The 23,946-nt window shown below is 68.8% G+C and carries 18 protein-coding genes; 5 read left to right on the top strand and 13 right to left on the bottom strand.

Translation table 11 applies throughout. The features are described from left to right. The first annotated feature begins 284 nt into the window (after window positions 1-284). Window positions 285-902, top strand: coding sequence for a GNAT family N-acetyltransferase (locus MB828_RS10395; RefSeq protein ID WP_301647910.1), 618 nt, complete (start codon window positions 285-287; stop codon window positions 900-902). Between the two features lie 66 nt (window positions 903-968). Here the strand turns inward: MB828_RS10395 and trxA are convergent, their stop codons facing one another. The 7 genes from trxA to MB828_RS10360 form a co-directional block, all read right to left on the bottom strand. Then, window positions 969-1,301 carry a thioredoxin gene (gene trxA / locus MB828_RS10390; protein ID WP_133023705.1) on the bottom strand — a complete coding sequence of 111 codons (333 nt, stop codon included), beginning with the start codon at window positions 1,299-1,301 and terminating at the stop codon, window positions 969-971. Window positions 1,302-1,348: 47 nt separating this feature from the next. Next, window positions 1,349-2,317 (bottom strand): thioredoxin-disulfide reductase, encoded by a 969-nt coding sequence (gene trxB / locus MB828_RS10385; protein WP_301647909.1) that lies wholly within the window; start codon window positions 2,315-2,317, stop codon window positions 1,349-1,351. Between the two features lie 192 nt (window positions 2,318-2,509). Continuing rightward, the gene (locus tag MB828_RS10380; protein WP_301647908.1) at window positions 2,510-3,430 is read right to left on the bottom strand and encodes an anti-sigma factor family protein; all 921 of its coding nucleotides are present in this window, start codon (window positions 3,428-3,430) and stop codon (window positions 2,510-2,512) included. Beyond that, window positions 3,427-4,152, bottom strand: a complete 726-nt coding sequence (gene sigM, locus MB828_RS10375) for an RNA polymerase sigma factor SigM (protein ID WP_301647907.1) — start codon at window positions 4,150-4,152, stop codon at window positions 3,427-3,429. Before sigM ends, MB828_RS10380 begins: the two co-directional genes overlap by 4 nt. Window positions 4,153-4,186: 34 nt before the next feature. Continuing rightward, window positions 4,187-5,908 carry a protein kinase family protein gene (locus MB828_RS10370; protein ID WP_301647906.1) on the bottom strand — a complete coding sequence of 574 codons (1,722 nt, stop codon included), beginning with the start codon at window positions 5,906-5,908 and terminating at the stop codon, window positions 4,187-4,189. A gap of 119 nt (window positions 5,909-6,027) precedes the next feature. Further along, a complete protein-coding gene (murJ, locus tag MB828_RS10365) occupies window positions 6,028-8,328 on the bottom strand; it encodes a murein biosynthesis integral membrane protein MurJ (RefSeq protein ID WP_301647905.1) in 2,301 nt (766 codons plus the stop codon). 46 nt (window positions 8,329-8,374) lie between these two features. Continuing rightward, window positions 8,375-10,774 (bottom strand): DUF6049 family protein, encoded by a 2,400-nt coding sequence (locus MB828_RS10360; protein WP_301647904.1) that lies wholly within the window; start codon window positions 10,772-10,774, stop codon window positions 8,375-8,377. 287 nt (window positions 10,775-11,061) lie between these two features. Between MB828_RS10360 and MB828_RS10355 the strand changes: the two genes are divergently transcribed. Beyond that, complete coding sequence (locus MB828_RS10355; RefSeq protein ID WP_301647903.1) at window positions 11,062-12,528, top strand: CCA tRNA nucleotidyltransferase; 1,467 nt, start codon at window positions 11,062-11,064, stop codon at window positions 12,526-12,528. A 99-nt stretch (window positions 12,529-12,627) separates the two neighbouring features. On the opposite strand, the gene MB828_RS10350 is transcribed toward MB828_RS10355, so the two are convergent. The 3 genes from MB828_RS10350 to MB828_RS10340 all read right to left on the bottom strand — a co-directional run bounded on the left by MB828_RS10350 (window position 12,628) and on the right by MB828_RS10340 (window position 15,860). Then, window positions 12,628-13,917 carry an MFS transporter gene (locus tag MB828_RS10350; RefSeq protein WP_301647902.1) on the bottom strand — a complete coding sequence of 430 codons (1,290 nt, stop codon included), beginning with the start codon at window positions 13,915-13,917 and terminating at the stop codon, window positions 12,628-12,630. A 133-nt stretch (window positions 13,918-14,050) separates the two neighbouring features. After that, the gene (locus MB828_RS10345; RefSeq protein WP_133023714.1) at window positions 14,051-15,133 is read right to left on the bottom strand and encodes an inositol-3-phosphate synthase; all 1,083 of its coding nucleotides are present in this window, start codon (window positions 15,131-15,133) and stop codon (window positions 14,051-14,053) included. A gap of 43 nt (window positions 15,134-15,176) precedes the next feature. Then, window positions 15,177-15,860: a PadR family transcriptional regulator gene (locus MB828_RS10340; RefSeq protein WP_133023715.1), complete on the bottom strand. Its 684-nt coding sequence runs from the start codon at window positions 15,858-15,860 to the stop codon at window positions 15,177-15,179. Between the two features lie 753 nt (window positions 15,861-16,613). On the opposite strand from MB828_RS10340, the gene MB828_RS10335 reads away from it, so the two are divergent. After that, window positions 16,614-18,872 (top strand): transglycosylase domain-containing protein, encoded by a 2,259-nt coding sequence (locus tag MB828_RS10335; RefSeq protein ID WP_301647901.1) that lies wholly within the window; start codon window positions 16,614-16,616, stop codon window positions 18,870-18,872. Window positions 18,873-19,003: 131 nt separating this feature from the next. Then, on the top strand, window positions 19,004-20,503 hold the full coding sequence (locus MB828_RS10330) for a glycosyltransferase family 87 protein (protein WP_301647900.1): 1,500 nt from the start codon (window positions 19,004-19,006) through the stop codon (window positions 20,501-20,503). A gap of 120 nt (window positions 20,504-20,623) precedes the next feature. Here the strand turns inward: MB828_RS10330 and MB828_RS10325 are convergent, their stop codons facing one another. The 3 genes from MB828_RS10325 to MB828_RS10315 all read right to left on the bottom strand — a co-directional run bounded on the left by MB828_RS10325 (window position 20,624) and on the right by MB828_RS10315 (window position 23,324). After that, on the bottom strand, window positions 20,624-21,655 hold the full coding sequence (locus MB828_RS10325; RefSeq protein ID WP_133023718.1) for an alanine racemase: 1,032 nt from the start codon (window positions 21,653-21,655) through the stop codon (window positions 20,624-20,626). A gap of 81 nt (window positions 21,656-21,736) precedes the next feature. Then, entirely contained in the window at window positions 21,737-22,858 is a 1,122-nt protein-coding gene (gene femX / locus MB828_RS10320) for a peptidoglycan bridge formation glycyltransferase FemX (protein WP_133023719.1), read from the bottom strand. 163 nt (window positions 22,859-23,021) lie between these two features. Further along, entirely contained in the window at window positions 23,022-23,324 is a 303-nt protein-coding gene (locus MB828_RS10315) for a hypothetical protein (RefSeq protein WP_046727593.1), read from the bottom strand. 264 nt (window positions 23,325-23,588) lie between these two features. On the opposite strand from MB828_RS10315, the gene rpsF reads away from it, so the two are divergent. Beyond that, window positions 23,589-23,879 (top strand): 30S ribosomal protein S6, encoded by a 291-nt coding sequence (gene rpsF / locus MB828_RS10310; protein ID WP_005482942.1) that lies wholly within the window; start codon window positions 23,589-23,591, stop codon window positions 23,877-23,879. The last annotated feature ends 67 nt before the right edge of the window (window positions 23,880-23,946 follow it).

Here is a 23,946-nt window from a genome sequence, read left to right as displayed (position 1 = left end):
CGTGTCCGGTGCCTACCGGAACACGATCCGCTCTTTGCTTTCAGGCGGTATCGATGGAATCGCTGTGTGGATACGATGCGTTCGGTATGGCGCATCCATCCGACAGCTGGCAGCACCTCTGAGTGGGAGGCGGGGGCCATGCGATCGATGAGCCGCACCGGACTGGTGGGCGCGGGCCTGGGACTGGGCGCGACCGTAGGATTTGTCGGCAGTCTCCTCAGGGAACGCAGCGCTCTGACAGCCGCTCGCGACGCCGCGGGCGAAGGAAGCGAGGAACAGCCTTCATGGGGCGTCGGCTCGTACCGCTCACGCTGGACAACCTTCAGGACCTTCCCCAGCGCTGTCGCTCGTGCGTCTTCTGGGAACTGGATCCCGTCAGCGGCGAAGCAGCGGTGAAGGCGGGCACGCCCGCGCTGGAGAAGGAATCCTGGATCTCCGCCGTACTGCTCGACTGGGGTTCCTGCGGCCGCGTGGTCTATGTCGACGACGTCCCGGTGGGCTTTGTGCTCTACGCCCCGCCGGCCTATGTCCCGCGCTCCACGGCGTTTCCCACGAGCCCGGTCTCGCCGGACGCCGTGCAGCTCATCACCGGCTTCATCATGCCCGGCTACCAGGGGCAGGGACTCGGCCGGGTGATGGTCCAGACGGTCGCCAAGGATCTGCTGCGGCGCGGTTTCAAGGCGATCGAGGCGTTCGGCGACGCCCGCTACCAGGAGCCGGCCTGTCTGCTGCCGGCCGAGCATCTGCTCGCCGTGGGCTTCAAGACGGTGCGTCAGCATCCCGTGCATCCCCGGCTGCGGTTGGAGCTGCGGACCACGCTCTCCTGGAAGGAGGACGTGGAGCTGGCGCTCGACCGGCTGCTGGGGGCGGTACAGAAGGAACCGGCGCTCCGGCCGCTCTGAAGCGGCCGCTCCAAAGCGAATGGGCCAACCCCGAGGGGTTGGCCCATTCGTGTTTCACGTGAAACATCACTCGGCGATGAAGACCTCAAGGTCACGCACGAGCGCGGCCTTCGGCTTGGCACCGACGATGGTCTTGGCGACCTCGCCGCCCTGGTACACGTTCAGGGTCGGGATCGACATGACGCCGTACTTGGCCGCCGTGTTCGGGTTCTCGTCGATGTTCAGCTTGACAATCTCGATCTTCTCGCCGTGCTCGGCGGCGATCGCCTCGAGCGACGGGGCGATCTGGCGGCACGGGCCGCACCACTCGGCCCAGAAGTCCACCAGGACGGGCTTGTCGCTCTTGAGGACGACCTCTTCGAAGTCGGCGTCGGTCACATGCTTCAGGGTGCCGGCCACGGCGGGCTCCTTTTTCTTGATGGTGCGGTGGGGCGGAAGGGGGATGATCAGACGGTGGTCTTCTCGGGCTCGGCCTTCTCCTCGTCCGCGAGGGCGGCGAGGAAACGCTCGGCGTCGAGAGCGGCGGAGCAGCCGGTGCCGGCCGCGGTGATCGCCTGGCGGTAGGTGTGGTCGACCACGTCACCGGCGGCGAACACACCCGTGATGTTGGTGTGCGTCGAGGGCGCGGCGACCTTGAGGTAGCCCTCCTCGTCGAGGTCGAGCTGGCCCTTGAAGAGCTCGGTGCGCGGGTCGTGGCCGATCGCGATGAACAGGCCGGTCACCGGCAGGTCGGAGAGCTCGCCGGTCTTGACGTTGCGCAGCTTGAGTCCGGCCAGCTTCTGCTCGCCCTGGACCTCGGCGATCTCGCTGTCCCAGGCGAACTTGATCTTCGGGTCGGCGAAGGCGCGCTCCTGCATCGCCTTGGAGGCACGCAGGGTGTCCCGGCGATGGACGATCGTCACGGACCTGGCGAACCGGGAGAGGAAGGTCGCCTCCTCCATCGCGGTGTCACCGCCGCCGATCACGGCGATGTCCTGGTCCTTGAAGAAGAACCCGTCACAGGTGGCGCACCAGGAGACTCCGCGGCCGGAGAGCGCGTCCTCGTTGGGCAGGCCGAGCTTGCGGTGCTGGGAGCCGGTGGTGACGATGACGGCCTTGGCCTTGTGGACCGTGCCGGCGGTGTCCGTGACGGTCTTGATCTCACCGGTCAGGTCGACGGAGACGACGTCGTCCGGAACCAGCTCGGCGCCGAAGCGCTCGGCCTGCGCCCGCATGTTGTCCATGAGGTCGGGACCCATGATGCCGTCGCGGAAGCCCGGGAAGTTCTCCACCTCGGTGGTGTTCATCAGCGCACCGCCCGCGGTGACGGCACCCTCGAACACGAGGGGTTTCAACGACGCGCGCGCGGTGTAGAGCGCCGCCGTGTAGCCGGCGGGCCCGGAGCCGATGATGATCACGTTACGGACGTCGCTCACGGCTTGATTCCTCGTCTCTGGTCTGTGTCAGTCGACCGGTGGGAGCTTCCCTCGGAACCTCTCACCCCACCCAACGGATCCTACGGGGCCCGCATTCCCGGTGTGTCCGGGCACACGGGCAGCCCACACCGTACGGATTTCCGCGTTGGGACAAGAGATGCGTCAAGGCACGGGAGCCGTGACGGAGAAAGCTCAGGGGCGGGTCAGGGACTCCGTCAGCAGGACCTTGCCAGGAGACGCGGGCGCCTTGCCGACACAGGTGGCGTCGACGACGAAGGCCGTCACCCGGGAGGCGTCGGAGGAGTCGGGGAGAACGAGGAGGTAGGCGCTCTTCCCCTGGTACGTCCCCTCCTTCGCACCGATGACGTCGCCGGTCTGGCCGATGCCCTGGCGGACACACTCGGGTACCGACTCCGAGGGGTCGATCCGGGTGGTGTACGGGGTGGCCGTGGTGGCCGACTCCGAAGGCTGCGACTCGACACCGAAGGGCTTCTGGGAGCCTCGTGGCAGGTTCTTCTTGGCGTCGAGCAGATCGTTGACCTGCTGCTGGAGGGTGCCCTTGGAGAAGGTCCCCGCGGAGCTGGTGGGCGTTCCCTGCGCGGTCGTCGTTCCGTCGCCTCCGAGTGACTGGAGGAAGAACGCGCCGGCCCCCAGGACGGCGGCGGTGAACACGGTGCCGAGGACGACGGTCCGGCGACGCCGGCCACGTCCACGGTCCATCCGGTCCTTCTGGCTGCGCTCCTTGTGGTCCCCCCGGCCGGGGCCGGTCGAGGCGCTCGGCCGCCCGGCGGGACGGTTCTCGGGGACCGACGCCTGACGGGGCGATGTTTCACGTGAAACATGGGCCTCAGGAGCCGTGGCGCTGAGCAGGGCCTCGGCGGCGAGCGCCGCGTCGATCCGGCTCGCCACGTCGTCCGGCATACGCACCGGGCCGGGAATGGCGCCGAGCAAGCTCTGGATCTCCTCGAGCGAGGCATGGACATCGGCGCAGAGCTCGCACGTGTCCAGGTGCTGTCGTACTTCCGCGGTCCGGGCGGGCGGGAGCAGGCCTTCGGTGAGATCGGAGATCTCCGAGACGTCCGGGTGCCCGGTCGTGTCCGTCGTCGACGTCACGCTCGTCCACCTCCGCCCTTCACTGTGGCCGAGTCGTTCGGCCCGGTGTTCCGTGGGTCTCCGTTCTGAGGCCCCGCTGCCGGTGGGACGGATGTCCCCTCCGCCCGGTTCCGTGCCGCGTCCGGGTTGTTCTCGTCACCGGTGCTTTCCGGCCGGAGATGGGTGAGCAGCGGCAGGAGTCTGGCTCTGCCGCGAGCGCAGCGGCTCTTCACCGTCCCTGTGGGCACGTCGAGGATCCGGGCCGCCTCCGCGACCGGGTAGCCCTGCATGTCGACCAGGACGAGGGCGGCGCGCTGGTCGTGCGGCAGCGTGCCGAGGGCTTCCAGGAGCTGGCGGTGCAGGTCGTTGCGCTCGGCCGGAGCGGAGGCCGATTCATGCGGCTCCAGCAGTTGCTCCAGCCGCTCGGTGTCGTCGACCGGCGAGGTCTTGCGGGAGGCGACCTTGCGGGCGCGGTCCAGGCAGGCGTTCACCGTGATCCGGTGCAGCCAGGTCGTGACGGCCGACTGGCCCCGGAAGGTGTGGGCGGCCCGGTAGGCGGACACCAGGGCGTCCTGGACGGCGTCAGCGGCCTCCTCGCGGTCCCCCAGGGTCCGCAGGGCGACCGCCCAGAGGCGGTCCCGGTGCCGCCGTACGATCTCACCGAAGGCATCGGGGTCGCCCTCCACATGCCGAGCGAGCAGATCCTGGTCGCTCACTCCGCCGTATCCGGCGCCTTCCGCCATCTGCCCCCTCCGCCTTCGGTGCCCCCGGTGAACGTCAGCCCGTGAACTTCACTTCGGTGATGGCCTGCTTGTAACCGGCCCCGGCATAGGCGCTCGAGTCGTTGCCCGAATACGGCATGGCGGTGAGCCATACGAGGACGTACTGGCTCTTCACCTTCTTGCTGACCTTCACCGTGGCGGTGTTGCCGGTAGTGGTGACACCGCCGATCTTCGTCATCGAGCCGATCGACCCCGGGCTCAGCGAGTCGGCGGCGTACAGCGCGACCGTCGTGTGATCGCCAGCGTAGCGAAGGGAGATGGTCCCCGTGGCGAGTTCCTTGGCCGAGCCGAGGTCGTAGACGATGCCCACGCCGGCCTTGTAGGGCGCGAGTTCCGGTCCGTCCGTGAAGCTCTTGGTCCGCCAGAAGGTGGAGGCGCTGCCGTCGTAGGTCAGCTTCACATCGCCCGGATGCTGTGCGCCTCCGTCGGCCACGTACTCCTGGGCGTTCTGGATCTTTATCGCGGTGACGGGCGCGGGGCTGGCGCTGTTCTTGTCGCCGTCGTCCGTCGTCTGCGTGGTGGTGTTGCCGTCGGACTTGTCGCCCTGGTCCATCAGGGCTTCCGCGAGCTGCCAACTGCCCAGGCCCAGGGCGGCGATGAGAAGGGCCGAGACGGCCCACTTCAGGGCCTTGCCGGTGCGGCTCTGGAGCGGGGGCGGCGGGGGCTGGATGGGCTGCGTCGCGCCGGGGGGCGTGGGGCGGCCGTAGGTGCCCTGCTGGTAGGTGGTGCGCTGGTACTCGGGCGGTCCCGTGAACGTCGGCTCCGGCGGGCGGATGCGGGGCATCTCACCGATCGCCTTCACCAGCTCCTCGGGCGTGGTGCACGCCGACTCGTGACGGGATGCGGTGGCGCCGTCGTTGACCAGAGCGCGCATGGCGAGTTCGGACAGGCCGCGGTGGACTCCGGCGCGCACCTGGTCGGGTGCGATCAGGCCGACGTCCTTGGGCAGTCCGGCCAGGCCGTAGGCGTCGCTCTCGTAGGGCCAGCGCTGGGTCAGCGCCGCGTACAGCAGGGCGCCGATCGCCTCGGTGTCGGTGCGCTGGGGCGTATCGGAACTGATGCCCCGCAGCGCCGCGTTCACGGCGAGCCCGCGGACGCGCCACTGGCCGGTGGAGGTACGCAGCACCGCGTTCGGATTGAGCCGGAGATGGGCCAGGCCCTCGCGGTGCGACGCCGCCATCGCGGAGGCGATCTGACTCACCATCTGGTAGGCGTCGTGCGGTTCCAGCGGACCGGCCGCGAGCAGCGCGGACAGCTCGGTGGCGTCGGGCAGCCACTCGTGCACGACGTAGACGAGGTCGTTCTCCTCGACGGCGTCCAGTACCTGCACGAACCGGGGATCGCCGAGCAGCGCGGCGGAGCGGGCCGCGGCCAGCACCGCCCGGCTGCGCGCGTGGTCCGCGGGCAGGATGTGGACACCGACGGCACGCCGGAGTTTCTCGTCGACCGCACGCCAGCTGCTGAATCCGTCCAGACGGGTGACGCACTCCTCGAGACGGTAGCGTCTGGCGAGTTTGTGACCGCTGTGCAGTTCGGGAGGTGAGGTCTTCTTCCCGGGGTCCGCGGCTGTACCGCTCCCCTGGGCCTCGTCGCTTTCCGTGTCCCGCTCCGGGTTCTGGGCCACCCCGTCGGCCGTGGACTGGTCCGCCTTGGCGGTCAGCGGCTTGTCACCGCTGTTGTCTGCCACGTCGACGGCAGCCGTGCTCCGTTCCGCCACCGTCGTTCCCTGCCTCCCCATCCGTTGCACGCTGTTCGACGCCGAAACCAATTGTGCCCACAGTCCCCCGCTATGCACGACACGCGGCGGCGAACGATGGTTGTGCGCTTACCCCTGACTCAGCGCCCCAGACGCCCGCGCACCATACCCACGAGGGAGTTGAGCTCCTCGATGCGCATGCGCCGCGCGGCCACGTAGAAGACGCCGAGCAGGACGGCTCCGCCGACCAGCAGCGCGGCGAAGGAACCGATCACACCCTGCCCCAGAGTGTGGCTGATGCCGTAGCAGGCCGCACCACTGAGGGCTGCCGCCGGCACGGAGGCGAGGCAGAGCCTGGCGTACGTACGGGTCACGCGGGAGCCGTCCAGGTCCCCACCGAGCCGCTTGCGCAGCCGCCGCCAGGCCACCCCCACGCCGATCGCGTAGGCCAGGCCGTACGAGGCGGCCATGCCGGCCACCGCCCAGCGGGCCGGGAGCAGAACGTAACAGGCGACCGAGGCGCCCGCGTTGACCGCGGCGACGATCACCGTGTTGTAGAAGGGGGTGCGGGTGTCCTCGTACGCGTAGAAGGCGCGCAGGACGACGTACTGCACCGAGTAGGGGATCAGGCCGAGGGCGAAGGCCATCAGCATGTACCCCATGTTGGTGGCGTCGTTGGTGCCGCCGGAACCGAAGATCAACGTGCACATCGGGATGCCGAGTGCCAGGAAGCCGAAGGAGATGGGGACGATCGCGACCGCGGTCGTCCTGAGGCCCTGGGAGATGTCGTCGCGGACGGCGCCCGTGTCGTTCTCCGCGGCCGAGCGGGAGATCCGCGGCAGGAGGGCGGCCATCAGGGACACCGTGATGATCGCCTGCGGCAGACCCCAGATCAGCTGGGCGTTGGCGTAGGCGGTGAGGCCGGTGCCCTTGACCGGGGAGTGCTTGCCGGCCGCGGTCGACAGCTGGGAGACGACGAGCGCGCCCGCCTGGTTGGCGAGGACGAACAGCACGGTCCACTTGGCGAGGGTGGCGGCCTTGCCGAGGCCGTGGCCCCGCCAGTCGAAGCGCAGCCGCATCCGGAAGCCGGTCTCGTGCAGGTAGGGGATCATCGCGAGGGCCTGGACCACCAGGCCGAGCAGCACACCGATGCCGAGCAGTCGCTGGCCCTCCGGCGGGATGCTCGTGACCTTCATGCCGGAGTGGGCGGCCGTGCCGTACACCCAGATGAACAGGCTGAGACTGACGATGATGACGATGTTGTTGAGGACCGGTGTCCACATCATCGCGCCGAACTTGCCCCGCGCGTTCAGGATCTGCCCCATCACCACGTGGATGCCCATGAAGAAGATCGAGGGCAGGAAGTAGCGGACGAAGGTGATGCTGACGTCGTTGGCCGCCGGGTCGCTCGCCACGGAGTCGGACAGCAGGCGGATGAGGAAGGGCGCGCCCGCGATGGTGGCCGCGGTGAGCAGGCCCAGCGCCACCATCACCAGGGTCAGCAGTCGGTTGGCGAACGCTTCGCCACCGTCCTCGTCCTCCTTCATGGCGCGTACCAGTTGGGGGACGAAGACCGAGTTCAGGCCGCCGCCGACGGTCAGGATGTAGATCATCGTGGGCAGCTGGTAGGCGACCTGGAAGGTGTCGCCGAGCAGGCCGAAGCCCAGCGCGGAGACGATCAGCGCGGAGCGGACGAATCCGGTGAGCCGGGAGACCATGGTGCCCGCCGCCATCACGGCACTCGACTTGAGCAGCCCCGCTGCCTTCCCGCCCTTCTTCGCGGGAGCGGCGGAAGCCGGGGCCGGGGCGGGGGCCTCTGCCGCCGCGACGGGCGCGGCACCGAGGTTCAGGGTCTGGTCGGTGGCCGGAGGGACCGGCGCCTGGTACTGGGGTCCGGGGCCGCCCGGCGCGGCCGCCGGACCGGGCACCGACGCGGGCCCGGACGGCAGCTGTGTGCCGCCCTGCTGCGGATCCCGGTAGCCGCTCTGCTGCTGGTCCCGGAAGAGGTGGGCGAAGGCGTCCGGCTCGTGGCGTTCCTCACCGGAGTGCGAGACCAGGTCGTCCACGCCCACGAACTGGGTCGTGCGGGGGTTGTCGCCGTACGGCAGGTACTGGTTCTGGCCCTCCGGCTCCGGTGCCGGGGTCTGGGCCCACACCTGGGGGTCGGGGGCGTACGGCGACTGGGCGGGCTGTCCGTAGAGCGGCTGCTGGGGGTAGGTGCCCGGCGGCGGCGGGGGGTGGGCGGCACGGTCGTAGAGCGCCTCGGCGACCGGGTCCTGGGCGGAGAGGTCCTGTGCCCGGTAGGGGTCCTGGTCGTAGGCGTCCTGGAGGTACATGTCAGCCGCGTGCTGCGGCGGGACCTGGCCGGGCTCCGGCGGTGGCTCGGGGTAGCCCGAGCCGGCCGCGCCCTGGCCGCGTTCACCGTCGTACGGCGCGTTCATGGTTACCCCACCTCATCGTCCCGGGCCACACCGGCCACGACATCGCTCAACGGTCCACTCTCTCACCCGTCCCGGACGGGTCGGCGCTTTCCGGTGCGGTGTCCGGTGTCGGGTCACTCGGCTGCTCCGGCTCGTCTGCCCCTGACCGGTGGCCGGACTCCTCGGGGAGACGATCGCCCCGTGTGTCGGGGTTCCCCGGTCCGGCGGTGCTCTCGGGGCCCTCGTCCTCCGGGGTGTCCGGGGCGTCCTCGCCGGCCGGGTCCGGCCCGTCGCCGTCCTCGGCCTGGCGGGTAGCCGTCCGCTTGCGGTGGGTGTACATCCGGAAGCCGGCGAGCACCAGCAGCAGCACACCGCCGCCGATGACCAGCATCACGGTGGGCGTGACCTCGGTGACCTTCACGTCGAACCGGACGGGCGAGCCGTACTCCTGGCCGTCCTCGGTGTAGAGCTGGGCGGTGACCTCGACCCGGCCGTTGGCGTTGGCCGAGGTGGAGAACTTCACGGACTGGCTGTGGCCGCCGGAGACCTCGACGCGCTGCTCGTAGTAGGGCTTGCCCCCGATCTCCAGCCGGGTGGGCATCGTGGAGGTCAGTCGCAGGACGAGGTGGTCGACGCCCTGGACCAGGTTGTTCTGGACGGTGACCGGGATGGTGGCGCTGCGCCCGGAGAGCTTGGTCTCGGACTTGTCGATGAGCTTGACCTGGCCGATGAGGTCGTCGAGCCAGGACTCCACGCCCGTGCGGAAGCTGTCCGCCTCGGTCCCGCGGCCCCGCCACGACGTGGACATCTCCCGGTTTATGGCCCGTCCGAACGGGGTCACCACCCGGGACTGGTTGCTGAGGATCACCTGGAAGTTGTCGAGCTTGTCCTGGGTGCGGGCGATCTGCTCGAAGGCCGTCCGGGGCAGTTCCTGCCTGCGCAGCGAGGAGGGGTAGGCGGACGACGACGGGATCTTCGTGGTCGCACCGGGATCGGGCTTGTCCTTGGCGGCCGCCGTGAGGTCCTGGGGCTGCGACCAGTTGCTGTCCTGGAGCGCGGTGATGGCCGTGGCCATCGCCTGTGCCTGGCTCGCCGACGGCGTCCGCTGCGGGGCGACGACGATGCTGCGCTGCTCGTCGGTCTGGGTGTTCAGCGCCAGGCTCTGGGCCAGGAACCGCTGCACCGCGAGCGTCGCCGCGTCGGCCTGCGTCAGATCGCCCTCGAACGCCGTGGACAGCCGGGCGTCCGCGACCACGGCCGTCGTGCCACCGCCGATCGGGCGGGCCGCCGAGGGCGTGTAGGACAGCCCTCCGGTCTCCTGGAGGCTGTCACTGCGGGCGATCACCTTGTCGGCGCCCGCAGAGGTGGCGACCTTGATGATCGACGGGTCGACGGCGCCGTTCACGGGCCAGGCGAAGTCGGTGTTCGGTGTGACATGGAGCACGGTCTCCACCGTGGTGGCCGCGACGTCGGTGGCGTCCTTGAGGTGGCTCAGCGAACCGGTCACGGTGGTGCCGTTGTGGGCGAGGGAGGCGAGGTCCGGGTCGGCGAAGGGGAGCGCCACGACCTCCTTGTCGGCCACCGCGCTCTGCAGGTCGGCCAGGAACTGCTTGGCCACCGCCTGATGGGTGCCGACCGTGGTGGTGTCACCGGCGCCCTGGATCCGGTAGCCGCGGGTCATCGCGTCCACGGAGGCCAGCAGATCCGGGTCGAGCACCCACGTGACGTCCAGGTCCTTGCCGAGCGCCAGCATCTGGGCCAGCCGGCCGCCGGGCGAGATCTCCTTGGCCAGGTCGTCGTTGAGGAAGACCGGGGTCTGCAGCTCGCCCGCTCCCGTCTTCGCCGTCATGTGGACGGTGGAGATCAGCGGCCAGAGGTACGTCGTCCTGGTCTTCGTGTCGGCTTCGGAGGACTGCCACGGCAGGAACGTCTGCTGGATGCCGAGCACCTGGTCCCACTGCTGTGCCGACGTCTTGCCGGACAGCGTGACCCCGAACGGGTACACGCCGTCCTGTCCCAGGTCGAGCTTGTCGACCGGCACGGAGATGCTGAAGTGCTCGGCGACGCCCGGGGCCAGCGAGTCGAAGTTTTCGCTGTACTTGCCGCCGATCTCGGTGCCGAGGCCCGACTGGAGCTCGTCGGACTGCCGGGCGGCCGTGTCGATCGCCGACCGGGTGCTGAGCAGGGAACCCACCCGCAGATCGACGCGGGCGTCCGTGACGGCCTGCTTGCCGTTGTTGGTCACCGTGCCGGAGACCGTCAGGGTGTCCCCGTCGGTGGGGGCGCTGGGGCTCAGCGAGTCCAGGGCCACGGACACCGCGTTCGACCCGGCCGCCTGGGCCGGGGCCGCGGTCGGCAGCTGCATCAGTGCGGCCAGCAGAGGCGCGGCCGCGAGCAGTGCCCCGGTGCGCCGCAGCCAGCGGCGGGCAGGTGAGGGCGTCCCCTGGAAGTCTGCCGCCTCGGCCACGCGCTCGTCCGTCCCTCGTCGTCGTCAGTGGTCGTCGGAATGTGCGTCCACGCATGGTAACGAGGCGCGCTGAGCTGAAGTGCCGCGGTCCGCTTCACAAGATCGGAGAAGAGTATCGGCCCGTCCCCTATATCCAGTATCGCGGAAAGGGTCCGGTAAGCAGCGAGCGCAGTGCTTGCACCGGTATGGAAGGGACCGCTCCGTCACCGTGTATGGACGCTCTGCGGGGAGTGCGGCGGGAATATGGAGGCGCTTCGGGCGGCCCGGGGCACGTACCCTGTGCTGTTGTGCCGAACGCCAATGAAGACACTTCCTCTGCCCTGAGCCAGGCGCAGCAGCGCGCGGTGAGCGAGCTGCTGCGGGTGGCGCCCGTCGCCGACGACCTCGCCCGCCGATTCCAGGAGGCCGGGTTCTCCCTCGCCCTGGTCGGCGGCTCGGTCCGGGACGCGCTGCTGGGCCGGCTCGGCAACGACCTGGACTTCACCACCGACGCCCGCCCCGAGGACGTACTGAAGATCGTCCGGCCCTGGGCGGACGCCGTCTGGGAAGTCGGGATCGCCTTCGGCACGGTCGGCGCGCAGAAGGACGCCCGCGTCGGCGACACCGTCCGGTCCTTCCAGATCGAGGTGACCACTTACCGCTCCGAGGCCTATGACCGCACCTCGCGCAAGCCCGAGGTGTCGTACGGGGACTCCATCGAGGAGGATCTCGTCCGGCGTGACTTCACGGTCAACGCGATGGCGGTGGCGCTGCCGGAGAAGGTGTTCATCGATCCCCACGGGGGCCGGGAGGACCTTGCCGCACGGGTGCTGCGCACCCCGGGCACGCCCGAGGAGTCCTTCTCGGACGACCCGCTGCGGATGATGCGCGCCGCCCGGTTCGCGGCCCAGCTCGACTTCGAGGTGGCCCCCGAGGTCGTGGCGGCGATGACGGACATGGCCGGCCGTCTGGAGATCGTCTCGGCCGAGCGGGTCCGGGACGAGCTGAACAAGCTGATCCTCTCCGCCCACCCCCGCAAGGGGCTGACGCTGCTCGTCGAGACCGGGCTCGCGGAGCAGGTGCTGCCCGAGCTGCCCGCGCTGCGACTGGAGAGCGACGAGCACCACCGGCACAAGGACGTCTACGACCACACGCTGATCGTCCTGGAACAGGCGATGGCGCTGGAGGAGGACGGCCCCGACCTCGTCCTGCGTCTCGCCGCCCTGCTGCACGACATCGGGAAGCCGCGTACGCGCCGCTTCGAGCAGGACGGTCGGGTCTCGTTCCACCACCATGAGGTGGTCGGCGCGAAGATGACCAAGAAGCGCATGACCGCGTTGAAGTACTCCAACGACCTCGTGAAGGACGTCTCGCGACTGGTCGAGCTCCACCTGCGCTTCCACGGCTACGGCACCGGGGAATGGACGGACTCGGCGGTCCGCCGGTACGTCCGTGACGCGGGCCCGCTGCTCGACCGCCTTCACAAGCTGACCCGGTCCGACTGCACCACCCGCAACAAGCGGAAGGCCGTGGCGCTCTCCCGTGCTTATGACGGCCTGGAGGACCGGATCGCCGAGCTCCAGGAGAAGGAGGAGCTCGACGCGATCCGTCCGGACCTGGACGGCAACCAGATCATGGAGATCCTGGGGATCCGCCCCGGTCCGGAGGTGGGTCAGGCCTATAAGCACCTGCTGGAGCTGAGGCTGGAACACGGGCCGATGGAGCACGACGACGCGGTGGCCGCCCTCAAGGAGTGGTGGGCCGAGCAGGGCTGAGTGCCCGGCCCGGGGTCATGTTTCACGTGAAACACGAACCGTCCGGGAAGCGACGGGGGCGATGTTTCACGTGAAACATCGCCCCCGAGCCGTTCCTCCTCACCGCCTCGGTTCGCGCTCTGCCCCTTGCTTCGCTTCGGCGCGGGCCATGGCTACCGCCACCGCCGCGTAGATGAACGCGACCGTGATGACGAGGGTCGCGGAGCGGCCGTCCGGTGGCAGCATCAGGGCGGCGACACCGGCGGCCCCGACGAATGCGACGTTGAAGAGGACGTCGTACACGGAGAAGATGCGGCCGCGGAAGCCGTCCTCGACCGAGGACTGCACGATGGTGTCCGTGGCGATCTTCGCTCCCTGGGTGATCAGTCCCAGCACGAAGGCGGCGACGAGCATGGGGACAGTCGTGAACGGGAGGCCCAGCGCGGGTTCCAGCACGGCGGCGGACGCGGCGCACACGACGATCCAGCGGCCGGCGCCCAGCCGCCCGGCGGCCGCCGGCGTCACCACGGCGGCCGCGAAGAAGCCGGCACCGGAGACGCCCAGCGCCAGTCCCAGCAGGGCGAGGCCGTCGTCCGGGTCGGAGGAGAGGGCGTAGCGGCACAGCATCAGCACCAGGACGAGCAGCGCGCCGTAGCAGAAGCGCATCACCGTCATGGTGAACAGAGCCCAGGCGGCCTCGCGTCGCCGGGGTGCCGCGAGATGCCGTATCGCCTCCCGCAGGTCGCGTGCGGTGGTGAGCACGGCCGCCGCCAGGCTGGGCTGAGCCGGATGCCGGTCGGGGCCGAGGAGTTCCGGTGCCATGGTCAGGGAGGCGAGGGCCGCGCAGAGATACAGGGCGGCGCCCAGCAGCACCACCGCCGCGTCGGAGTCCGAGGCGATGAGCCGAACGGCGAAGGCCAGTCCGCCACCGGCGGTCGCGGCGAGGGTGCCGGCGGTCGGGGACAGGGAGTTGGCCAGCACCAGCCGGTCGGTGTCGACCACTCGCGGGAGCGCGGCTGACAGACCCGAAAGGACGAAGCGGTTGACGGCCGTGACGCACAGGGCGGAGACGTAGAAGAGCCAGTCGGGCACCTGTCCGGCCATCAGGACCGCGGTGATCGCGGCCAGCAGCGCGCGCAGCAGATTGCCGTAGAGGAAGACCTGGCGGCGGCGCCAGCGGTCCAGCAGGACACCGGCGAAGGGGCCGACCAGGGAGTAGGGGAGCAGCAGGACCGCCATGGCCGAGGCGATCGCGCCCGGTGAGGTCTGTTTCTCCGGCGAGAAGACGACGTAGGCGGCGAGCGCGACCTGGTAGACGCCGTCGGCTCCCTGGGAGAGCAGCCGTACGGCCAGCAGGCGGCGGAAGTCCCGCAGGCGCAGCAGGACACGCAGGTCAGGGACGACGGGCATGGGGCACAGCCTCACATATGGGGGCGCACCCACGGGAAGGGTCCCCGGGTCTGGTGACCCGGGGACCCTCGGAGCCCTGGCAGGAGCGTTTTTTGCGAGCTACGGAGACGTCAGCGCTGAGCGCTGGGTCGAGCTACCGCTCGACGTCGCCGCGGATGAACTTCTCCACGTTCTCGCGGGCCTCGTCGTCGAAGTACTGGACCGGCGGGGACTTCATGAAGTAGCTCGACGCGGAGAGGATCGGGCCGCCGATACCGCGGTCCTTGGCGATCTTCGCGGCGCGCAGGGCATCGATGATGACACCCGCGGAGTTCGGGGAGTCCCAGACCTCGAGCTTGTACTCCAGGTTCAGCGGGACGTCACCGAAGGCGCGGCCCTCCAGGCGGACGTAGGCCCACTTGCGGTCGTCGAGCCAGGCGACGTAGTCGGACGGGCCGATGTGGACGTTCTTCTCGCCGAGGTCCCGGTCGGGGATCTGGGAGGTGACGGCCTGCGTCTTGGAGATCTTCTTGGACTCCAGGCGGTCGCGCTCCAGCATGTTCTTGAAGTCCATGTTGCCGCCGACGTTCAGCTGCATCGTGCGGTCCAGGACGACGCCCCGGTCCTCGAAGAGCTTCGCCATGACGCGGTGCGTGATGGTGGCGCCGACCTGCGACTTGATGTCGTCACCGACGATCGGGACACCGGCCTCGGTGAACTTGTCGGCCCACTCCTTGGTGCCGGCGATGAAGACCGGGAGGGCGTTGACGAAGGCGACCTTGGCGTCGATGGCGCACTGGGCGTAGAACTTCGCCGCTTCCTCGGAGCCGACCGGCAGGTAGCAGACGAGAACGTCGACCTGCTTCTTCTTGAGGATCTTCACGACGTCCACGGGCTCGGCCGAGGACTCCTCGATGGTCTCGCGGTAGTACTTACCGAGACCGTCCAGGGTGTGGCCGCGCCGTACCTTCACACCGGTGTTCGGGACGTCGCAGATCTTGATGGTGTTGTTCTCGGAGGCGCCGATGGCGTCCGCCAGGTCGAGACCGACCTTCTTGGCGTCCACGTCGAACGCGGCGACGAACTCGATGTCCTTGACGTGGTAGTCGCCGAACTGGACGTGCATCAGGCCGGGGACCTTGGACGCCGGGTCGGCGTCCTTGTAGTACTCGACTCCCTGCACCAGCGAGGCGGCGCAGTTGCCCACGCCGACGATGGCTACGCGAACCGAACCCATTCCGGTTGCTCCCTGTGTGTACGAGTGAGGCCCTGCACGGGACTCACGTGGCGGTGTCGCCAGGCAAATCCGGCCGAGGGGTGTCCTCGGACCGGGGCAGGTTGCCCGGCGTTCCATTGGTGGTGTTCTGCTGAGCGGACCCCCCGGAGGCGGGCCCCTTCAGGTCCCGTCCGGCCCGCTCGCTCTCGATGAGCTCGTTCAGCCAGCGCACTTCGCGCTCCACGGACTCCATCCCGTGGCGCTGGAGCTCAAGCGTGTAGTCGTCGAGGCGTTCCCGGGTGCGTGCCAGCGAGGCGCGCATCTTCTCCAGGCGTTCCTCCAGCCGGCTGCGGCGGCCCTCCAGCACGCGCATGCGTACGTCGCGCGAGGTCTGCCCGAAGAAGGCGAACCGCGCCGCGAAGTGTTCGTCCTCGTACGCGTCGGGGCCGGTCTGGGAGAGGAGCTCCTCGAAGTGCTCCTTACCTTCCGCCGTCAACCGGTAGACGATTTTCGCGCGGCGGCCGGAGAGCGGGACGGCGAGCGGATCCTCGCCGGTGTTCCCCGGTTCCTCGATCAACCAGCCGTTGGTGACCAGCGTCTTGAGGCAGGGGTAGAGCGTTCCGTAGCTGAACGCACGGAACACGCCCAGCGAGGTGTTGAGCCGTTTCCGCAGCTCATAGCCGTGCATCGGCGACTCACGGAGCAGGCCGAGCACGGCGAACTCAAGGATGCCGGAACGCCGGCTCATGTTCGCCTCCACTCGTCCGCAGGTCGCTTATCTCGCTCTGATGTATCGACTCGATACATCATGACGATAGATCGGCCTCCCTCGTGCGACAAGAGGAGCGACGGTGAACGGGATCACATCACCGTTTCGTAGGAGGCAACTTGCCTGATTTGGGGTGAACTTCGGGGCTCGGTGGGTTTTAGCGGTGCGTAGTCTGTGCGGCATGCAGACCACCGGGAACCAAGAGATGCCTGGGGGGCGTCGACGTCCCTGGTGCAGTACGGGTGAATGCAGGACCGACCACATCCGTACTTCGGGGGGACCGGAAACCAGCCGCCGTTTCCAGGCGCGCAAGGGTGCGCCTGCCCGAGGAGTAATCGTTCGATGAGCGAGCACCGTCGCAAACCGCCGCAGCCGCAGGGAGGCGGAGGCGGACGTGCCGCGGCCCGACGCGGTCAGTCCGGCCCGTCCTCCGGCCGCCGTGCGGCACCGCGAGGCGCCACCGGGTCTCCTTCCGACTCCTATGGGTCACCTTCCTATGGGTCGGACTCCCAGGGCCCGGGAGGTGAAGAGCGCCCCTACGGCAGCCGGGCCGAGGCCCGCCGGGCGGCGCAGAGAACCACAGGAGGCCGCCGCAGAGGGCCCGACAACGGAAGCTACGGTCCGGGTGGTCCTGCCGGGCCGGGGCGTGGCAGAGGACGGGCGTCAACCGCGCCCGGCAAGAAGCGCCTCATCGACTACCCGAGGGCGAACCGGTTCGGCTGGCGCCGCTGGGTGCCTTCCTGGCGGCTCGTCTCCGGGCTGTGCCTGACCTTCCTGGGCAGTCTGGTCGCGCTGGTGGGTGTCGGCTACGCCATGGTGGGCGTGCCCGACGAGAACACCGCCGCCAAGTCCCAGAACAACGTCTATTACTGGGCCAACGGCCAGCAGATGGTCGCGACGGGCACCGGTGCGAACCGGCAGAACGTCACCATCGACCAGATCCCCAAGGCCATGCAGAACGCGGTGATCTCGGCCGAGAACAAGAGCTTCTACTCGGACTCGGGTGTCGACCCCATGGGTATCGCCCGTGCTCTGGTCAACATGGCCCGGGGTGGTCAGACGCAGGGTGGTTCGACGATCACTCAGCAGTTCGTGAAGAACACCTACCTCAGCCAGGACCAGACGGTCACCCGCAAGTTCAAGGAGATGTTCATCTCCATCAAGGTGGGCACGAAGCTCACCAAGCCCCAGATCCTCCAGGGCTACCTGAACACCTCGTACTTCGGCCGTGGCGCCTACGGCATCCAGGCCGCCGCCCAGACCTACTACGGCGTCGACGCGAAGGACCTCAAGCCGAGCCAGTGCGCGGTCCTGGCCGCGCTGCTCAAGGGCGCGACGTACTACGACCCCGCGGGCAACCCGGACATCGACCCCTCGGCCACCAAGGACGCCAACTACAAGCGCTCCCACGACCGCTGGGCCTGGATCCTCGAGGAGATGCACAAGGACCAGCACCTCACCGACGCCGAGTACCAGGAAGCCGTCAAGAAGTACCCGCTGCCCCAGGGCCGCAAGGCGATCAAGGGCATGACCGGCCAGATCAGCTACCTTGCCGACACGGCCAAGAAGTACGTCCTCGCGCACTCCAGCATCACCGAGACGCAGTTCGACCAGGGCGGCTTCCAGATCTACACGACCTTCGACAAGGACAAGGTCAACGCGCTGAGCGCGGCCGTGCAGAAGATCCAGAAGGCGCGTCTGAACCCGAAGACCCGCGAGAAGGACAAGTACGTCCAGTTCGGTGCCGCCTCGGTGGTGCCCAAGGACGGTGCGATCGTCGCCCTGTACGGCGGCGCCGGCTACGAGAACAACCACTTCACCAACAACGCCGACACCTCCGGTGTCCCCGTGGGTTCGACGTGGAAGCCGTTCGTACTGGCGGCGGCCATGGCGGACGGGACGTACAAGACCGACGGTGTCGGGGTGTCGCCGCTGAGCAAGTACAACGGCGACGACAACCTCAAGGTGCGCAGGCCGGACGGCACGTACTACCTGAACAAGGACAACTCGATCTTCCGTCAGCGGAACGAGAGCGAGTACCCCTGGGGCTACATCACCCTGCGCAAGGCGATGGAGCAGTCGATCAACACCCCGTTCGTGCAGCTCGGCGTGGATGTCGGGATGACGAAGGTACGGGACATGGCCCAGGCGTCCGGGATTCTGCCGGACAGCATGTCGCAGAACCTGAACCCGTCGTTCGCCATCGGTACGTCCACCCCCAGTGCCATCCGCATGGCCGACGCGTACGCGACCTTCGCGGCCTCCGGTGAACACGTGGACCCGTACTCCGTGACCGCGGTCAAGCAGGACGGACAGGAGCTGCCCGGCTTCAGCAAGCCCAAGCTGACCAGGGCGATGGACGAGAACGTCGCGAACAACGTCACGGACGTCCTGCAGAACGTCATCCAGAACGGTACGGGTACCAACGCCAAGGCCCTGGGCCGTGCGGCGGCGGGCAAGACCGGTACCACCGACAGCAACAAGTCGGCCTGGTTCGTCGGTTACACCCAGCAGCTGTCGACGTCGGTGGCGATGTTCCGTGAGAACCCGAAGGACGCCGAGCTGCTCTCCATGAACGGCACCGCAGGCGTGCCGTCCATCCACGGTGGTGACATCCCGACCTCGGTGTGGACCGAGTACATGAAGTCCGCGCTGAAGGGCAAGAACGACCCCGGGTTCCCGGACGCCACCAAGATCGGTCAGATCGCCGACGAGCTGGGGATGCCCTCGCCGACGCCGAGCCCGAGCATCACGCCGAGCGAGACGCCCAGCGAGACGCCCAGCGCCACGCCCAGCGAGACGTTCACCTCGCCCTCGCCCAGTCCGACGGAGACCTGCCAGTTCGCCTGGAACTGCTCGACCGACGGCGGTGACACCGGAAGCACCTCGGGAACCACCTCCTCGCCGACAGCCACCGAGACGACCGGTCAGGGCAACACCAGAGGCAATGCCAACGGAGGAGGGAACCTCTTCGGCGGATCGAGCGGCTAGCCGCGCGGACTGACCGGTTGGTGACCTTTTCGCCCGCCGAAGTGTGTTTCACGTGAAACATGGGCCGCCGTACCCAGCGAGGTGCGGCGGCCCTCGGCGTATTCCTAGAGAGGTACGGCAGGATGGGCCCCATGCCCAGTGCAGAGACGACGCCCGCGGGCGTGCGTGAGCCGGAGCCGGTGCGGCCGACCAGGGAAGACGCGGTCGCCGCGGCCGGGAGTGAGCTGATCGGCGGCCCCATCGGCCGGCGTGCCCTGCTCGGGACGTCCTGGTGGACGCCCCTACGAGTCGTGGTCCTCGTCGCGGTCGGCATGTTCGCCCTGGGCCTGGTCCAGAAGGCGCCCTGCTACAACGGCGCCTGGTTCTTCGGCGCCAGTTCCCAGTACACCCACGCCTGCTACTCGGACATTCCGCACCTCTACCAGGGGCGCGGTTTCGCCGACGGTCTGGTGCCGTACTTCGACAAGCTCCCCGGTGACATGGACTACCTCGAATACCCGGTGCTGACCGGCGTGTTCATGGAGGTGGCCGCATGGCTCACGCCGGGCAGCGGCAGCATCCAGCTCCAGGAGCAGGTGTACTGGTTCGTCAACGCCGGAATGCTGATGATCTGCGCCGCCGTCATCGCGGTGTGCGTGGTGCGTACGCATCGCCGGCGCCCCTGGGACGGTCTGCTGGTCGCCCTGGCACCGGCCTTCGCGCTGACCGCGACCATCAACTGGGACCTCCTGGCGGTCGCTCTGACGGCCGCGGCGATGCTGATGTGGTCCCGGAGCCGCCCCCTCGCCTTCGGCGTCCTCCTGGGCCTTGCCACGGCCGCCAAGCTGTATCCCGTGTTCCTGCTGGGGCCGCTGTTCCTGCTGTGCTGGCGCGCCGGCAAATGGCGGGAGTTCTTCATCGCGACGGGTGGCGCGGTGGTCTCCTGGCTCGTCGTGAACCTGCCGGTGATGATCTTCGCTTTCGACGGCTGGTCGAAGTTCTACACGTTCAGCCAGGAACGGGGCGTGGACTTCGGTTCGTTCTGGCTGATCTGGGCACAGAACACGACCAGCCCGCCCAGCACCGACTTCGTGAACAACGCGGCCATGGCCCTGGTGCTGCTCTGCTTCCTGGGCATCGCCGCCCTGGCCCTGACCGCACCGCGACGGCCGCGGTTCGCCCAGCTGGCCTTCCTGGTGGTGGCGGCCTTCATCCTCACCAACAAGGTCTACTCCCCGCAGTACGTCCTGTGGCTGGTCCCGCTGGCCGTCCTCGCCCGGCCCAAGTGGCGGGACTTCCTGATCTGGCAGGCGTGCGAGGTGGCGTACTTCGTGGGGATCTGGATGTACCTCGCCTACACGACCAGCGGAGACGCCCACAAGGGGCTGCCGACCGACGGCTACCACTGGGCCATCGCCGTGCACCTGCTGGGCACGCTCTACCTGTGCGCCATGGTCGTGCGCGACATCCTCATGCCCGAGCGGGACGTGGTGCGCCGCGCCGGTGACGACGACCCCTCGGGCGGTGTGCTGGACGGAGCGGAGGACGTCTTCGTGCTCGGGGCGGCCGGCCGCCCCGCAGCCCACGCGGCCCCCTTCGAGGGGCCCCAGGTGGAATGGGGAAGCCGATCCTCCGAGACCGGTTCGCTCTGAGCGAACAGCCGGTCCGCGGCTGAGAACGGCCGTGCATGAGAAGGACTGTGCATGAGAAGGGCCGTACACGGAGTCCCGTGTACGGCCCTTCCGGCGTCCGGTCGGTGCGCCTGACCCGCGTCAGCGGTCCACGATGCGGTCGAACTGGGTGGTGGTGTGCCGCAGATGGGCCACCAGCTCCTCGCCGACCTGCGGCTCCGGCGCGTCGGAGGGCACGAAGAGGATCGACACCTGCATGTGCGGCGGCTCCGCGAACCAGCGCTGCTTGCCGCCCCAGACGAACGGGGAGAGGTTCCGGTTCACCGTGGCGAGGCCGGCCCGTGCGACGCCCTTGGCGCGCGGCATGACCCCGTGCAGGGCCTTCGGCGCCTCCAGGCCCACCCCGTGCGACGTACCGCCCGCCACGACCACCAGGAAGCCGTCCGAGGCCGACTTCTGCTGGCGGTAGCCGAACCGGTCGCCCTTGGCGACGCGGGTGACGTCCAGGACCGCCCCGCGGTACTCCGTGGCGTCGTGGTCCCCCAGCCACAGCCGCGTGCCGATCCGCGCCCGGAACCGGGTCTGCGGGAACTGCTGCTGCAGCCTGGCCAGTTCGTCGGCCTTGAGGTGGCTGACGAACATCGTGTGCAGCGGCAGCCTGGCCGCGCGCAGCCGGTCCATCCAGCCGATGACCTCCTCGACGGCGTCCGAGCCGTCGGTGCGGTCCAGCGGCAGATGGATGGCGAAGCCCTCCAGGCGGACGTTCTCTATGGCGGAGTGCAGCTGCGGCAGGTCCTGCTCGCTGATGCCGTGCCGCTTCATGGTGGACATCACCTCGATGACCACCCGGGCGCCCACCAGGCCGTACACGCCGTCGATCGACGAGACCGAGCGGATGACCCGGTCGGGGAGCGGCACCGGCTCCTCACCGCGCCGGTACGGCGTCAGCACCAGCAGGTCCCCGCCGAACCAGTCCTTGATGCGTGCGGCCTCGTACGTCGTGCCCACGGCGAGGACGTCCGAGCCCAGCCGCGTGGCCTCCTCCGCCAGGCGTTCGTGCCCGAAGCCGTAGCCGTTGCCCTTGCAGACCGGGACCAGGCCCGGGAACTGCTCCTGCACGTGCTTGTGGTGCGCCCGCCAGCGCGCGGTGTCGACGTAGAGCGTGAGCGCCATGGCCGGACCTGGGACCTTTCTGGATGGCTGGGTGCCTGAGGACTGCGTTGTGTCAGGGCTATAGAAGCACGGAGCGTGACGTCAGCGGCGCGACATGTAGATGTCGAGCGCCTTGTGGAGCAGCTTGTTGAGCGGGAAGTCCCACTCGCCCAGGTACTCGGCCGCCTGTCCACCGGTGCCCACCTTGAACTGGATCAGACCGAAGAGGTGGTCCGTCTCGTCCAGCGAGTCCGAGATACCGCGCAGGTCGTAGACGGTGGCGCCGAGCGCGTAGGCGTCCCGCAGCATCCGCCACTGCATGGCGTTCGACGGCCGCACCTCACGGCCGATGTTGTCGGAGGCGCCGTAGGAGTACCAGACGTGCCCGCCGACGATCAGCATGGTCGCCGCGGACAGGTTCACCCCGTTGTGCCGGGCGAAGTACAGCCGCATCCGGTTGGGGTCCTCGGTGTTCAGGGCCGTCCACATGCGCTGGAAGTACGACAGCGGGCGCGGCCGGAAGTGGTCGCGAACGGCCGTGATCTCGTACAGCCGCTGCCATTCCGCCAGGTCCTGGTAGCCGCCCTGGACGACCTCGACGCCGGCCTTCTCGGCCTTCTTGATGTTGCGCCGCCACAGCTGGTTGAAGTTCCTGTGGACCTCTTCCAGGGAGCGGTTCGCCAGGGGCACCTGGTAGACGTAGCGCGGCTGGACGTCGCCGAAGCCGGCGCCGCCGTCCTCACCCTGCTGCCAGCCCATCCGGCGGAGCTTGTCGGCCACCTCGAAGGCGCGCGGCTCGATGAAGTCGGCCTCGATGTCACGCAGCCGCTTCACGTCCGGGTTCTGGATGCCGGCCTTGATGGAGTTGGCCTCCCAGCGCCGGATGATCACCGGCGGGCCCATCTTCACCGAGAACGCGCCCTGGTGCTTGAGGTGGGCCAGCATCGGCTGGATCCAGTCGTCCAGATTCGGCGCGAACCAGTTGATGACCGGGCCTTCGGGCAGGTACGCCAGATAGCGCTTGATCTTGGGCAGCTGGCGGTACAGGACCAGACCGGCACCGACCATCTCACCGGTGCGCTCGTCGAACCAGCCGAGGTTCTCCGAACGCCACTCCGCCTTGACATCGGCCCAGGCCGGGACCTGCATGTGGCTAGCCGCCGGCAGGCTCTGGATGTACGCCAGATGCTGTTCGCGGCTGATGGTCCTCAGGGTCAGGCTCATGTCGGGGCGCTCCTCGGGCTGGTGTGTCCCCATGGGTACAGGGGCTCCGGCTCTCGCGCCGAAGCCTACTGCGCCTCGCCCGCGGCCCGACTGGGCGTACGGCACCAACGTCCCGGCCGTGCGCGGCCGGGACGTCCCGCTGTGGTGCGGAGGGTGCCGAGGGCTAGCCGAACAGCCCGCCGTTCGCCATCCCGATGAAGAAGCCGATGCCCGAGGCACCGAGACCCAGGATCACACCGAAGCGCTCGCGTGTGGTGATCGAGACCCACTGCCCGTACAGGCCGGTGAAGATGCCGATCAGACCGGCCCAGGAGCTGAGCAGGTGGAGGCCGTGGAAGAAGCACGTGATGAAGGCGATCAGTCCGAGCACCAGGGTCACTGCCATCAGTGAGTCCTGGAGCGGATGGCTCTTGCCGTCCGTCGCGAACAGGGATCCGGCGGTGTTGGGTCGCAATGCCTGTGCCATAGGGCACCTCCTGCGGAAGGCGGCGCATCGTAGCGCCATACACACCCGATGTGTACAGATTGCGTGCCCGGGCGCCCGGATTTCAACCGGAAGCGGGTGTGCAGGTAGTCTGTACCGTCTGCACCGGTGTCTGCCCAGGCCGTGACAGGGGATCCCCCGGGAACCCTCCGAATGTCAGTGGCCGCCGATACCGTTGCGTACGCATCACAACCCTCCTGCCACGGAACGACCGTGGCCGCTGAGTCCAAAGGAGGTGGGTTCCACATGCGTCACTACGAGGTGATGGTCATCCTCGACCCCGATCTGGAGGAGCGCGCTGTCGCCCCCCTGATCGAGAACTTCCTCTCCGTCGTCCGTGAGGGCAACGGCAAGGTGGAGAAGGTCGACACCTGGGGCCGTCGTCGTCTCTCGTACGAGATCAAGAAGAAGCCTGAGGGCATCTACTCGGTCATCGACCTGCAGGCCGAGCCTGCGGTCGTGAAGGAGCTCGACCGCCAGATGAACCTGAACGAGTCGGTCCTCCGGACCAAGGTCCTCCGCCCCGAGACCCACTGAGCTTCCCGCTCAGCTGATCTCGGGATTCGAGTAGCAGCAAGCAGCCAGCAGCAAACCCGCCGAGAGG

It is taken from the genome of Streptomyces arenae, assembly GCF_022343545.1.
Classification (GTDB): Bacteria; Actinomycetota; Actinomycetes; order Streptomycetales; family Streptomycetaceae; genus Streptomyces; species Streptomyces humi.
Note: the sequence above shows the minus strand (reverse complement) of the source record. Positions and strands in the feature narration are given on the sequence as shown.

Excerpts from the sequence above, each read along its gene's own strand:
- MB828_RS10395 (WP_301647910.1), top strand. The coding sequence starts at position 285 with ATGGGGCGTCGGCTCGTACCGCTCACGCTGGACAACCTTCAGGACCTT.
- MB828_RS10350 (WP_301647902.1), bottom strand. The coding sequence starts at position 13,917 with ATGCCCGTCGTCCCTGACCTGCGTGTCCTGCTGCGCCTGCGGGACTTC.
- femX (WP_133023719.1), bottom strand. The coding sequence starts at position 22,858 with ATGAGCCTGACCCTGAGGACCATCAGCCGCGAACAGCATCTGGCGTAC.
- sigM (WP_301647907.1), bottom strand. The coding sequence starts at position 4,152 with ATGGCGGAAGGCGCCGGATACGGCGGAGTGAGCGACCAGGATCTGCTC.
- MB828_RS10325 (WP_133023718.1), bottom strand. The coding sequence starts at position 21,655 with ATGGCGCTCACGCTCTACGTCGACACCGCGCGCTGGCGGGCGCACCAC.
- MB828_RS10345 (WP_133023714.1), bottom strand. The coding sequence starts at position 15,133 with ATGGGTTCGGTTCGCGTAGCCATCGTCGGCGTGGGCAACTGCGCCGCC.
- MB828_RS10315 (WP_046727593.1), bottom strand. The coding sequence starts at position 23,324 with ATGGCACAGGCATTGCGACCCAACACCGCCGGATCCCTGTTCGCGACG.
- MB828_RS10340 (WP_133023715.1), bottom strand. The coding sequence starts at position 15,860 with ATGAGCCGGCGTTCCGGCATCCTTGAGTTCGCCGTGCTCGGCCTGCTC.
- rpsF (WP_005482942.1), top strand. The coding sequence starts at position 23,589 with ATGCGTCACTACGAGGTGATGGTCATCCTCGACCCCGATCTGGAGGAG.
- murJ (WP_301647905.1), bottom strand. The coding sequence starts at position 8,328 with ATGAACGCGCCGTACGACGGTGAACGCGGCCAGGGCGCGGCCGGCTCG.
- MB828_RS10330 (WP_301647900.1), top strand. The coding sequence starts at position 19,004 with ATGCCCAGTGCAGAGACGACGCCCGCGGGCGTGCGTGAGCCGGAGCCG.